Annotated in this window: 8 protein-coding genes, 1 pseudogene and 1 riboswitch; all 9 genes and pseudogenes read left to right on the forward strand. The window is 51.3% G+C overall.

Annotated features, from left to right (window positions below; translation table 11 throughout):
• A pseudogene (locus tag BN3772_RS12890) lies at positions 1-608 on the forward strand (stalk domain-containing protein); the annotation flags it as partial.
• Between the two features lie 415 nt (positions 609-1023).
• Entirely contained in the window at positions 1024-2265 is a 1242-nt protein-coding gene (locus tag BN3772_RS12895) for a sugar ABC transporter substrate-binding protein (protein ID WP_042199871.1), read from the forward strand.
• 116 nt (positions 2266-2381) lie between these two features.
• Positions 2382-3281 (forward strand): carbohydrate ABC transporter permease, encoded by a 900-nt coding sequence (locus tag BN3772_RS12900; RefSeq protein ID WP_042199873.1) that lies wholly within the window; start codon positions 2382-2384, stop codon positions 3279-3281.
• A 41-nt stretch (positions 3282-3322) separates the two neighbouring features.
• Positions 3323-4147, forward strand: coding sequence for a carbohydrate ABC transporter permease (locus BN3772_RS12905; RefSeq protein ID WP_042199874.1), 825 nt, complete (start codon positions 3323-3325; stop codon positions 4145-4147).
• Positions 4148-4189: 42 nt separating this feature from the next.
• Positions 4190-5182 (forward strand): LacI family DNA-binding transcriptional regulator, encoded by a 993-nt coding sequence (locus BN3772_RS12910; protein WP_042199875.1) that lies wholly within the window; start codon positions 4190-4192, stop codon positions 5180-5182.
• Positions 5183-5390: 208 nt separating this feature from the next.
• Entirely contained in the window at positions 5391-7559 is a 2169-nt protein-coding gene (gene bglX / locus BN3772_RS12915; protein WP_042199877.1) for a beta-glucosidase BglX, read from the forward strand.
• 54 nt (positions 7560-7613) lie between these two features.
• Complete coding sequence (locus BN3772_RS12920) at positions 7614-11000, forward strand: GH36-type glycosyl hydrolase domain-containing protein (protein WP_042199878.1); 3387 nt, start codon at positions 7614-7616, stop codon at positions 10998-11000.
• A gap of 432 nt (positions 11001-11432) precedes the next feature.
• Positions 11433-11523, forward strand: a riboswitch (cyclic di-GMP riboswitch).
• A 180-nt stretch (positions 11524-11703) separates the two neighbouring features.
• The gene (locus BN3772_RS12925) at positions 11704-12063 is read left to right on the forward strand and encodes a hypothetical protein (protein WP_052380488.1); all 360 of its coding nucleotides are present in this window, start codon (positions 11704-11706) and stop codon (positions 12061-12063) included.
• Positions 12064-12140: 77 nt separating this feature from the next.
• Positions 12141-13139 (forward strand): ketoacyl-ACP synthase III, encoded by a 999-nt coding sequence (locus BN3772_RS12930; RefSeq protein WP_042199879.1) that lies wholly within the window; start codon positions 12141-12143, stop codon positions 13137-13139.
• Positions 13140-13142 lie beyond the last annotated feature (3 nt).

The raw sequence follows: 13142 nt of genomic DNA on the forward strand, positions 1-13142 counted from the left end.
CTATAGATGGCGTAACGGTGTTTCCGGCAGCGCTGCTAAAGTCGGCGTTCGGAGCCGGGCTTGATTGGAATTCTTCTGTTCAGAGCATGACGATAACCTTCGGCAAGGCCGAAATGCAGGTACAGACGAAGCAAACCGCCCTTATCTATAAGAAAAAAGCACAGGGAAACCTGGTGAAGCTGATCGGCAAAAGCTACTGGGTCAACTTTTTTGATGTCAATTACCGGTTTCAAAAACTAACCATCGTTGATGTGCTTCCTGATTATAATGGAAGTTTCGTTCTTGCCATGAAGCTTGCTTCAGGAAAAGTACTGAAAACGTATGAGATGACCGGAGCGGAGATAATAAGTACGCTGGCTGATAAAGAAGAGTTTCTGACAGCTGATCCTTACAAAACCTATAAGTGGTCAAGTAAAGTATGGGAAGATATTAAGGCAGGATACGTGAGCATCGGTATGACTAAGCAGCAGGTCGAGTTAAGCTGGGGTACACCGTCCAGCAAGTCTGCTGCCGTAGGAGGCGGCATCCGCGTCGAGACCTGGCAGTATGCCAGCTATAATTACGTGACCTTCACCAACGGGGTAGTCTCGTTTATTTATACCAGCTGATTTAAATAGAATAAGGCCGGGAGCTGTTTCAATGCGCAATCCGCAGTTGAAGCAGCTTCCGGCTTTTTTTGTGTACGCTGATACGAATGGAATCCCGGAAAAGTTTTTTGTGTCAGGTACTTGAAATCGCTAACACATAGACTTATAATATGGTTATCGAAACGATTCGAGTAGATAAAGTAGAAATAACTTCTGTCTGGAAGCCTATAACGGAAAAATGTTGATGAAAGCGTTATTAATCTTGTTTCAACCGCCGGATTACAGGTTAATACTATCCTTGGCAGGTTATTGGGGTGGTGAACAAGATGCAGAAACTCGAATTTTTTTTCGAAATAAATCGAAACGTTTCGATGTAAGGGCTTTATTTCATAGCAAAAACAAGTTTGGCACACACTACAACAGGGGTGAAAGAACAATGACAAAGAAAAAAGGGTTAACAGCAGCAGCACTTTTACTGAGCTTCTCCATGGTTGCGGCAGGCTGCGGCAATTCAAACAATGCAGCTTCCGGAGATAACAAGACGCTGAAGGTCTGGTTCATGGGAACAGCGGATACGGTAGAGCCGATCGCAGATATGTATGAGGCTGCCAATCCCGGCATTACAGTAGATGTCCAAGCCATTCCCTGGGATACTGCACATGATAAGCTGCTGACTGCCGTAGCCTCCAAGAGCGGCCCGGACGTTGTACAGATGGGTACAACCTGGATTCCTGAATTTGCCGCTGCCGGAGCTCTAAAAGACTTGTCCCCGTATATTGAGCAGTATCCGAGCATGGCACCGGAGAATTTCTTCGACGGTGCTGTTGAAACCACTAAATATGAAGATACAACAGTAGGGATTCCATTCTATGTTGAGACCCGCGCAATGTTCTACCGGACGGATCTGCTAGGCGAGGTAGGCTACCCTGAAGGTCCCAAGACATGGGATGAGCTGAAGGATGCCAGCCGCAAGCTGGTTGAGAAAGGCGGCGCCGGCCATTACGCCCTGCCGATTGAAGGTAAAGACTCGATCTATCCTGTTATCTTTGCCTGGCAGAACGGCAGTGACATCATTGACGCAGACCGTCAGCCGCAGTTCAATCAGCCCGCCTATGTCGAAACGGTTGACTTCCTGAAAAGCTTCTACGATGAAGGGCTGTCGCCAAAAGGTACCGATCTTGATACGGTAGCAGCATTTAAAGAAGGCACAATGGCGATGTTCATCAGCGGGCCTTGGATGATCCAGACTGTAAAAGACAAAGCGCCGGAGATTGACGGTAAGTGGGCGGTAACTACCCTGCCGGCCAAAGTAACGAACACCTCCTCAATCGGCGGTGCGGATCTGTCGATTTTTAATTACAGCAAGAACCCTGATGAAGCGGCCAAGTTCATCGCTTTTATGGCGGAGCAGGAAGCACAGCTGAAATACTATGAAACTTCGAATTCCATGCCTGCAGTGAAGGCAGTCTGGTCCAATGAGGCGCTGAGCGATCCGATGATTGCCGCTTTCGGTAAGCAGCTGGAGAATTCCCGTCCTGCGCCGACTGTCAGAGAATATGAAGAGATTGCCAAGGCCGCTATGGCAGCCTTCGAACAGATCACAATCGGCGGAGCTGATACGCAGACTGAGCTGGACAAGCTGAACGATAAAGCGAATCAGCTGCTTGGCAATAAATAAATAAGACTTCACCTTCAGGCGGGCTGCCGGGATCTCTCTAGAGGCTGAGTTTCCGGCAGTCAGCTTGTTTCTCTTCCGCACGGAAGAGGGGGAAGAAAGGAAAGGGTGTGTGGCAAGTGAGCTCATTTGTAAAGCAGCTGAACAAGCATAAGGTGCCATATCTGTTTATCGCTCCGGCAGTCATTCTGCTGACGCTGTTTTCGATCATTCCGATCATTATTGCACTGGTAATCAGCTTTACGGATATGGACCTGGTCGGCCTTGCGGATTATTCGAACATCAGCGGGGTCGGCATCAGTAACTATATCGATATTTTTAAAGATCCTATTTTCCTAAAAGCGATGTATAATACCCTGATTTACGTAGTGGTCGGTGTTCCGATGGTCGTGCTTGCCTCCATGGGAGTGGCACTTCTGCTAAACTACGGTACCGGCTGGCTGTTCAAAAGCTTCCGGGTCATCTACTATATGCCTTCCATTACCAACATTGTGGCGGTAGCGGTCGTATGGGGGGATTTATATAACGGGTCTTACGGGTTACTCAACTATGTCCTTTCCTGGTTCGGTTTACCGGCGCAGCAGTGGCTTCAGGACCCGGTCCTGGCGAAGTTCTCACTGATCCTGCTGGCCTTCTGGAAATCGCTTGGTTTGAATATGATTATTTTCCTGGCGGCATTGCAGGGCATTCCCCGTTCTTATTATGAAGCTGCTGAAATAGACGGGGCAACAGGCTGGAAAAAGCTGCGCTATATCACAGTGCCGCTGCTTGGATTCGCTACTTTCTTTGTGACCATTACGACCTTGATCGGCTGGATTCAATTCTTCGAGGAGCCGCTGGTAATGACCAAGGGCGGACCGCTGAATGCGACGATGTCGATGGCGCTCTTTATATACAATAACGGGTTCCAGCTCAGCAAATTCGGTTATGCGGCCTCCGGCTCATTCGTGCTGTTCATCATCATTATCATAGCGACTCTGATTCAATTCGCGGTCAAAAAGAAAGAAGTGGAATATTAAGCACCGGCTGAAACCGCATGCTTATGAAGGAGGATACGGGCATGGCTCTCAGAATGAAGAGATTGGAAAAAACAATTATGATTACGCTGCTCGTCGTCGGGGGACTGCTGATGATGGTGCCGTTTATCTGGATGATCGGTTCATCCTTTAAACCGGAGAATGAGTTCACGGTGATTCCGCCGTCGCTGTTTCCGAGCAACCCTACATTTAATAACTACCGGGATCTGTTTGTAAAAATGGACTTTCTCATCTATTTGAAAAATACGCTGATTATCGTTCTATGCTCCTTTGCCGGACTGTTCCTTAACGCGATGGCCGGATATGCGTTCGCCAAATTCGAATTTCCGGGCAGGAATAAATTTTTCTATATTATACTGGCAACGATGATGATTCCCGGACAGGTTACCATGATTCCGACTTATCTGATTATCAATCAGATGGGGCTGGTCAACACAATGGCGGGTATCGTCCTGCCGGGTCTGGTCGGAGCCTTCGCAATCTTCCTGTTCCGCCAGTTCATGACGACCATTCCGATGGATCTGCTGGAAGCGGCAAGACTGGACGGGGCGGGTGAGCTGAGAATCTTTTTCCAGCTGATTGTGCCAATTGTTAAGCCTGTGTTTGCCGTTCAGGGGATTCTGACCTTCATCGGGGCGTGGAACAGCTTCCTCTGGCCGCTGATTATTGCCAATGATGAACGCCTTTATACGCTTTCTGTGGGATTATCGCTGCTCAAGGGGCAGTACGGAACGGAGTTTGGTCTGCAGATGGCGGGCGCTGCCTTCATGGTCATTCCGATTATTATCATATTTGTCTTCTTCCAGAAACATATCATAGAAGGATATACGATATCCGGCATGAAATAGTATAATTAACCAATTGCAGCGCTCAGGAAGGATTGAACAAAGATGGCAACAATCAAGGACGTGGCTAAGCTGGCAGGGGTTGCACTCTCTACAGCCTCCTATGCCATGAGCGGTGACAGCAGGGTCAGCGCCAAAACAAGAGAAAAGGTGCTGGAAGCAGCACGGCAGCTCAATTATCAGAAAAACGGCTTTGCCATGGATTTGAAGCGGAGCCGGACCAATACGATTGCCCTTATTCTACGGGATTTATCCGGACCTTATTATTCGGAGCTGATCCGCAGTATTCAGGACGTGGCCTTATCGAATTCCTATGATCTGATTGCCTGCAGCTCCATGGGCGGGAAAGGCTCGACAGCTGTACGTTATATGATGGAAAAGCGGGTGGACGGCGCCATTGTGCTGGCCCATAACATTTCAGATGAGATCCTGCATGCCGCTGCCGGACCGCGGTTTCCGATCATCGTCATGGACAGGCTGATTGCCGGCGAAGGGCTGATTAATGTTGTTGTTGACGGCGAGCAGGGGGGCTACAGCGCTACCCGGCACCTGATAGAGAACGGCCATAGCTCGATTGCCTATATCAGCGGGCCGGCGGATTCCTATGATAATGCGCTGCGGTATCAAGGGTATCTGCGGGCAATGAATGAAGCCGGATTGACGGAAAAAGCCAAATGGAAGCTCAGCGGCAACTTTATCCGTGAGGGCGGTTATAAAGCGACCAAAATGATGTTAATGCAGGGGGAGCTGCCGACGGCAGTTTTTTATGCAAACGATGAAATGGCAGTCGGGGGAATGAAGGCCTTTGAAGAAGCGAAGGTAACGGTGCCCGGGGATATATCAGTCATCGGATTCGACGATATCCAGCTGGCTGAATACATTCAGCCTCCGCTGACGACGATCCGCCAGCCGATGTATGAATCAGGCTCTCTGGCAGGCCATTTACTGTTCCAGATGCTGAACGGGGATGCGGTGAACGATTTCTATAAGCTTAAGATCGAGCTGATGGAGCGCAGATCGGTACAAATACAGGGATAACCGGAATGTCTGCATAAGCGGGAGTTACGCTTCCGCTTCATGCTCTACATCTGCCGGGCGGACATGAATGCAAGTATTGGAGCTGTATCGAAATAAATAGAAACGTTTATGAAATTGTTAATACGAAATTTAATTTATACCTATAAATAAAGGGTTTAGGAGAAAGAAACGATTTGAGTTAAGTCGTTTTGATGGAGGGATTACAGCAATGTCTGAGCATTTATACAACAAATACGTGAAGCAAATGACCCTTGACGAAAAAATAGCCCAGCTGCTGCAGCTGGCGGCCCCGTTCTATGATGAGCCGGGTGACGAATCAGAGATTACGGGTCCGATGGAAGAGCTGGGTATCAGCAGTGAGGCTGTCCGTAATGCCGGTTCTGTTCTGGGCATAGCGGGTGCGGATAAAATGATGGCGGTGCAGAAGGCCCATCTGGAGCATAACAGGCTGGGTATTCCGCTGTTGTTCATGGCCGACATCGTCCATGGCTTTAAGACCATCTTCCCGATTCCGCTGGCCATCGGCAGCTCCTGGAATCCGGAGCTGGCTGAGAAGAGCGCCGAGATTGCAGCAAGGGAAGCCGCTGTCTCCGGCCTGCACGTAACCTTTGCACCGATGGTCGATCTGACCCGTGATCCGCGCTGGGGCCGGGTGATGGAATCGACCGGCGAAGACCCGTACCTGAATAGTGTGTTCGCGGAGGCGTTTGTTAAGGGCTACCAGGGTGAAGACCTTTCAGGTGATTACTCCCGTGTGGCCGCATGCGTTAAGCACTTTGCCGCTTACGGCGCTGCCGAAGGCGGAAGGGATTATAACACCGTTGACCTGTCCGAACGGCAGCTGCGTGAATATTATCTCCCTGCGTATAAAGCGGCTGTAGATGCCGGAGCCGAGATGGTGATGACCTCGTTCAACATCGTGGACGGCATTCCGGCAACAGGCAACAGCAGGCTGCTTCGTGACCTGCTGCGCACAGAATGGGGCTTTGACGGGGTTATTATTTCCGACTGGGCATCCATTAAGGAGATGGTCGCGCACGGCGCGGCTGAAGATGATCAAGAAGCGGCATTTAAGGCAATCCGGGCCGGCGTGGATATCGACATGATGACAACCAGTTATCTGCATCATCTGCCTAAGCTGGTGGATGAAGGGATTGTTGATGAAGCCCTGATTGATGAAGCGGTGCTGCGCATCCTGCAGCTCAAGGAAAAGCTCGGTTTGTTCGACAACCCGATGCGCGGGGCAGATCCTGTGCTGGAGAAGGAGATCGTATTCTCCGCCGGACACCGTCAGGCGGCCCGGCAGCTGGCAGAGAAATCAAGTGTACTGCTCAAGAATAGCGGTGTATTACCGCTCCGGCCGGAGCAGCGGGTGGCCTTAATCGGACCTTTTGCGGACAGTGGCGATATTCTGGGCTGGTGGTCTTGGACCGGCTCTACGGAACATGCGGTGAAGCTCAGTGATGCCATGCGGTCAGTAATTGGCAATCCTGATCGTATAACAATAGCAGAAGGCTCTGGCATAGAGAGCATTACTGCAGAGCAGAAGGCGGCAGCTCTGAGTGCGGCTGAGGCGGCCGATGTGATTGTGCTGGCTGTCGGCGAATCGTCCGATATGAGCGGCGAAGGCGGCAGCCGCACCAATATCAGGCTGCCGGAGGCGCAGCTGGAATTGATCTCGCTGATGAAGGAGCTCGGTAAGCCCGTGGTCGCTGTGCTGTTCAACGGCCGTCCGCTTGATCTGTACGGTGTATACGACCAGGCCGATGCAGTGCTGGAAGCCTGGTTCCCGGGAAGTGAAGGCGGAGCCGCCCTGGCAGACCTGCTGTACGGCAGGGTGAATCCCTCCGGCCGGCTGACAATGTCGTTCCCTGCTTCAGCAGGCCAGATCCCGGTCTATTATAACCATTTCAATACGGGCCGGCCTAAGCCGGAGGTTGAGGACGGCAACCGGTATATCTCCAAATATATTGATGCCCCTAACGAACCTCTGCTGCCGTTCGGATATGGACTTAGCTACACTACCTTTAGTTATGATGGGCTTACGCTCTCTGCAGATACGCTGGCAGCAGATCAGCCGCTTGAGGTGAAGGTGACCCTGACCAATACCGGCAATGTATCAGGAACCGAAACGGTTCAGCTGTATATACGCGACATCTCCGGTGAGGTAGTCCGTCCGGTCAAGGAGCTGAAGGCATTCCGTCAGGTCGGGCTGGCTCCCGGCGAAAGTACGGAAGTAGTCTTTATTATCGGAGAGGAACAGCTGCGGTATCATCACAGCGATCTCAGTGTCGCCAGCGACAGCGGCAGGTTTCATGTATATGTAGGCGCGAACAGCCGTGATGTGCTGTCTGCCGGATTCACTTTACTGAAGTAACCTAACAGACATAATAGCGGTGTAGAGCCGTATCAGATAAGGAAGTGAAGAGAAATGACAACTGCAACCGGTACTAAGCAGAACCTGCAAAAAGGCGGTCTTACCTTTACGTTTCTGGAGAGCGGAGACCTGTATCAGGCATCAGGCGGCCAGATGATGATTAACCAGCTGCTGGCCAACGGTATAGACGGGGCTGCTGGCAATCTGTATATCCGCCTGTATCAGCCGGACGGCATCCGGGCTTATCCATTGCTTGGCGTAAAGTCAGGCAGTACCTTCAGCCGGGATGGGGAGCGGCTGATATGGCAGGGAGAAGTTCCTGCGGACACCGGAGCCCATGGCAGCGCAGAGAAGCTTGCCTATCAGGTGACCTTTACCCTGGCAGAAGCGGATATATGGTTCTGGGATATCCGGATTGAGGGCAAGGCGGCCATGCTGGATGTTATTTATGCCCAGGATGTCGGTATTGCCGCGCCGGGGGCAGTGACCAGCAATGAAGCTTATTTGTCCCAATATATCGATCATGCCGTTTTCATAGATCAGACAGGTGGATATGTCGTCTGTTCAAGGCAGAACCAGCCGCAGGGCGGGAAATTCCCTTATCTGCAGCAGGGACTGATCGGCGGAGCCGCCGGTTATTCCACGGACGGCTTCCAGTTCTTCGGCTTGTCCTATAAGGAAACCGACAGACCGGAAGCACTGTATCAGGATAATCTCGATAATAAGGTGTATCAATATGAATTTGCTTATACAGCACTGCAGTCGCCAAAGACTGAGCTGGACGGTGAAGCTGCATTTACCTTCTACGGCTTGTTCCGCGAGGATCATCCTGCGGCAGTGACCGGGCTGGAATATGCCGGTGAGCTGCAGACTGCCTGGAGCAGTGTGCAAAAGCTGGCGCCGGTGAAGCCGGAAGGCAACAATAACCAGGTCCCGGAACCAGCCGCTGCCCGGATAGGAACTCCGCTACAGACGCTGGCGTTGTCCATTGCCGAGCTGGACACCCTGTTCCCGCAGCGGTTCCAGGAGGAACGGCAGGATGGTGAGCTGTTAGCTTTCTTTACCGGCACCTATGAGCATATTGTCCTGAAGAGCAAGGAGCTGCTTGTGGAACGCCCGCACGGGCATATTCTGATGAGCGGAGACAATGCCCGGCTGGATGCAGAGGTGATGACTACTACCTCTTACATGTACGGAATCTTTAATTCCCAGGTCGTGGTCGGCAATACCAATTTCAATAAAATGCTGTCCAATGCCCGCAATGCGCTGAATGTTAATAAAACATCAGGCCAGCGGATCTATGTTGAGCTGGATGGGCAGTTCCGTCTGCTGACGATGCCGTCGCTGTTCGAGATCGGCTTCAACTATGCCCGGTGGCATTATAAATCGGCCGGAGACACCTTTATAATTACGAACTACACTGCGGCCAAAGCGCCTGAAATCCGTCTGCATGTCGCTTCGGCAAGCGGGAAAGCATACCGCTTCCTCGTCAGCAACCAGATTACCATGAATGTGGCTGAATATGAGCTTCCTTATCAGATGGAACCGTCTGCTGACGGCGGGCTGGTCTTCCGGGCCGATGACGAGGGATTTAGTACAGCTGTTTATCCTGAGCTGGCCTACAAAATCACTGTAGAGGGTGCTGCCTTCAGAACCGGTGATGAATCCCTGCTGGCAGCAGGAGCAGAGCCTGGCAGCGCTTCCCTGACCGTGCTTGAGCTTGATGCAAGCAGTGAATGGACGCTTACATTCCAAGGAATGCTTGACGGAGAGTCCCGTCCGGCGGCCGCTGCCGGATTTGAAGCGGAGACGAAGAATTACCGTGAATTCCTGGCAGGTGTCATGAACGGCTTCCAATTGAAGAAGGAAAGCGGAGAACAGGCAGAGCTCTTTAAGGTAAATGCCCTGGCCTGGTGGTATACCCATAATATGCTGGTCCACTATTCTGTTCCTCACGGACTGGAGCAGTATGGCGGCGCAGCCTGGGGGACGAGGGATGTGTGCCAGGGACCTGTTGAATATTTCCTGGCCACCCACAAATACGAACAGGTACGTGAGATCCTGCTGACCGTCTTTGCCCACCAGTATGAGGATGACGGCAATTGGCCGCAATGGTTCATGTTCGACAGGTATACTTCGGTCCAGCAGGAAGAGAGCCATGGTGATATTATTGTGTGGCCGCTCAAGGTATTAGGCGATTATCTGCGTGCAACCCGCGATTATGCAGTGCTGGACGAGCAGATTCCGTATACCCGCAAGCACAGCTTTGACTTCACAGAGACTGCCTTCACCTTGAGGGAACATGCACTTAAGGAGCTGGAATATATCAAAGCCCACTTCCTGCATGACACCTGCCTGTCTTCATACGGGGATGGAGACTGGGATGATACGCTGCAGCCGGCAAATGCCCAGCTGAAGCAGTATATGGTCAGCAGCTGGACAGTGGCCTTGACTTACCAGACCGTTCTGGGCCTCTCCAATGTTCTCAGGGATACAGATGCCGGCTGGTCGGAGGAGCTGAAGCAAATGGCTGAAGGCATCAAAGCCGACTTCAACCGTTATATGCTGGGCACTGAGGTAATTCCGGGCTTCCTGTACTTCGAAGATCCTGATCAGGCTAAGCTGATGCTGCATCCGGAGGACAAGGAGACCGGTATTCAGTACCGCCTGCTGCCGATGACCCGCAGCATGATCGGCGAGCTGCTTACTCCCGAGCAGATGGAGGCGCACTACACGCTGATTCAGGACCAGTTCCTGTGCCCGGACGGCGTACGGCTGATGAACCATCCGGCACAGTATGCCGGCGGTGTCAGCACGCATTTCAAACGTGCGGAGCAGGCGGCTAATTTCGGACGGGAAATCGGACTACAGTATGTGCACGCCCATATCCGTTTTGTAGAAGCAATGGCGAAGACCGGCAAGACCGATCAGGTCTGGAAGGGCCTCGCGACCATTAATCCGGTTGGAATCCGCGATGCTGTGCCGAATGCCGAGCTGCGCCAGAGCAATGCCTACTTCAGCAGCTCCGACGGCAAATTCGACAACCGGTATGAAGCACAGGAGCGTTTCCAGGAGCTGCGTGACGGCTCCGTTCCGGTCAAAGGCGGCTGGAGAATCTATTCCAGCGGTCCGGGAATTTACATGAATCAGCTCATCTCTAATGTACTGGGCATCCGCGAAGAGGGCGGAGACCTGATTCTTGACCCGGTACTGCCTGCTGAGCTGGATGGTACACGCTTTGAGTTTGAGTACGGAGGCTCACCCGTGACCTTTATATATCACTGCAAAGAGGGCGGACTGCGCTCGGCAGCTGTTAACGGCCAGGAGGTACAGGCTGTGCGGCTCGCTAATCCTTACCGTCTTGGCGGCCTCCGGATTGCGCGTGAAGAGATCCAGCGCCTTGCAGATCCTGAGAGAACAGTCATTGATATTTATATGTAACATTAGAATAAGCGGCGCAGGTCGGCTTGTATCCGGATTACGGTACAAGCGGCATGCGCCGCTTTTTTATAGAGCTGCCAGATTGCCGGGCCTGTTAAGCTGTGGAACTGAAGCGTTTATAAGCGGCCGGAAGGCTCAGTTTCTTGTGAACACAATATGATCCATTCTGCTGTTCACGAGCGCCATTAATTGTCCGGCTATGAATCCGCAGAATACTTGAAACAGCTCTCCGCCCAATAATCAATGACACCTACAGTTGCTGACAGTAAACGCTCTTTATAAAAGAAGAGATGCTATTTACAAAAGTGCCCCTTAGCGGGCACTTTTGTTATGCCGCCGCCGGCAAAAGAAGGAATGTGCTGCTTTATGTCGAATTATAAATAGTGCTAGACACTAAATACCAAATATGTTTGTAATTCTGAGGCGCCAGCTGATGAACAAAGGCAACTCCGCCGAAAGGCGGAAGACGCAAAGCCACCGGTCTAACCCGCATATACAGCGGTATGACAGCGGGGACGCTCATGTAGTTTGGTTTTTTTGCTGTCTAAATAGGCCAAAGGAGAGTTGCAGACATGCTCTAATACACAAAACAAGCCATTTTGCCTGGAGAATTTGCCGTGTGAAATGAAAACCAATGATTGTATTCTAAAATTTCTGATTGCTCGTCAACAAAACTATTAAACAGAACTGGAGTTGTACTAACATGATCGCAGAAACTACAATGCACCCTGAATCGAATACCATCTTTATCAGCCTCCACGGCTTTGCCGACCTGGATGAGACGATCAAAGAGGTTGATACGTTCGAAGCCCAAATGCCGCATTTGCCGCTTAAAGAGATGTCGCTGATTATTGACTGCTCGGATATGGCGCCCTTTAAGCCGGAAATTCTGCCGGTGCTGGAACGCTGCTATGTGCTATATAACAGCTTTAAGCATGCCGTATTGGTTAACCCGGGCAAGATTGTGGCAAAGGGACAATTACAGCGTGTAGCTCCGAAAGCCGGATTCGAAGGACAGTTCGTAGATACGGTTGATGAAGCGTGGGCTATTGTAAAAGGGTAGCCAAAGTGCGCAGAGTGCGGACGATGTGACCTGAAACGCTGAGAAAAAGACAAATACACTAACAAAGGCGGGCCGTTATGGTTAACGTTAGAATTGCAGGAACTGAAGTGTACCATCCGCCATTCAAAGTTAGCAATGAAGAATTGGCTGAACAGGCTGGCGAAGCTGCAGACAAGCTTATCGGTATTTGGGAGTATTTTGGCCGTAAGGATCGTTACTATGCAACAACCTATGAAGAAAATACGCTTTACATGGCGATTGAAGCCTCCAAAGCATTGCTGCAGAGCAGCGGGCTAAGACCCGAAGACCTTGACATGATCGTTGTCTCCTCCGGGACACATGAGTATAGTGCTCCGACAGACGCTGCGCTCTTGCATCAGGCGATTGGCGGCAAGCACTCATGTATCGTCTATGACAGCAATGCGAATTGTGTGGGGATGGTGGTAGCTGCCGATCAGGCGGCACGTGCGATGATGACCAATCCGCGGGTGAGATATGCGCTGGTTGTAGGATCGGAGCAGATTGCCCGCTTTTATAAAGAAGGAGATTTGGCTTCAAAAGGCTTATGCGGAGATGCAGCCTGCGCAGTTCTGCTGGAGCGGGTGGAGGATGGAGGTTCCGGCCTGATTGATTCCTTGTACTATACCAACACGCATAAGGCGGAAGATATGCTATTCCCGTCAGGCGGATTAACCCGGATGTTCGATGACCAGCAGACGCTTGAGGAGAAGAAGATCTATCTGCATCCGGAGTATAACGTCAACGTTGCGTTTCCAACTGCGGTTACTGGAATTGAGAGGCTGCTGGAAGAGCAGGGCTATGCCAAAAGCGAGGTTAAGCATTACATTCTGAGCCAGCTGAACCTTACCGTGATCAGAGAAATCGCCGGAATCCTGGAGGAGGATACCGCCAAATTTCCATACATCGGGGATAGGTACGGCTACACCGGAACCAGCAGCCCGTTCATCACTCTCCATCATGCGGTGAAGAACGGGACGCTTGAGCCGGGTGACCTGTTCTTCTTATGGTCGGTAGGCGCCGGAATTACCAGTTGTGCGACATTGTGGAGGCTGTAGAGG

It is taken from the genome of Paenibacillus camerounensis, assembly GCF_000723885.1.
GTDB lineage: Bacteria > Bacillota > Bacilli > Paenibacillales > Paenibacillaceae > Paenibacillus_AQ > Paenibacillus_AQ camerounensis.

Coding starts and splice junctions, on each gene's coding strand:
- BN3772_RS12895 (WP_042199871.1), top strand. CDS start 1,024: ATGACAAAGAAAAAAGGGTTAACAGCAGCAGCACTTTTACTGAGCTTC.
- BN3772_RS12905 (WP_042199874.1), top strand. CDS start 3,323: ATGGCTCTCAGAATGAAGAGATTGGAAAAAACAATTATGATTACGCTG.
- BN3772_RS12910 (WP_042199875.1), top strand. CDS start 4,190: ATGGCAACAATCAAGGACGTGGCTAAGCTGGCAGGGGTTGCACTCTCT.
- bglX (WP_042199877.1), top strand. CDS start 5,391: ATGTCTGAGCATTTATACAACAAATACGTGAAGCAAATGACCCTTGAC.
- BN3772_RS12920 (WP_042199878.1), top strand. CDS start 7,614: ATGACAACTGCAACCGGTACTAAGCAGAACCTGCAAAAAGGCGGTCTT.
- BN3772_RS12925 (WP_052380488.1), top strand. CDS start 11,704: ATGATCGCAGAAACTACAATGCACCCTGAATCGAATACCATCTTTATC.
- BN3772_RS12930 (WP_042199879.1), top strand. CDS start 12,141: ATGGTTAACGTTAGAATTGCAGGAACTGAAGTGTACCATCCGCCATTC.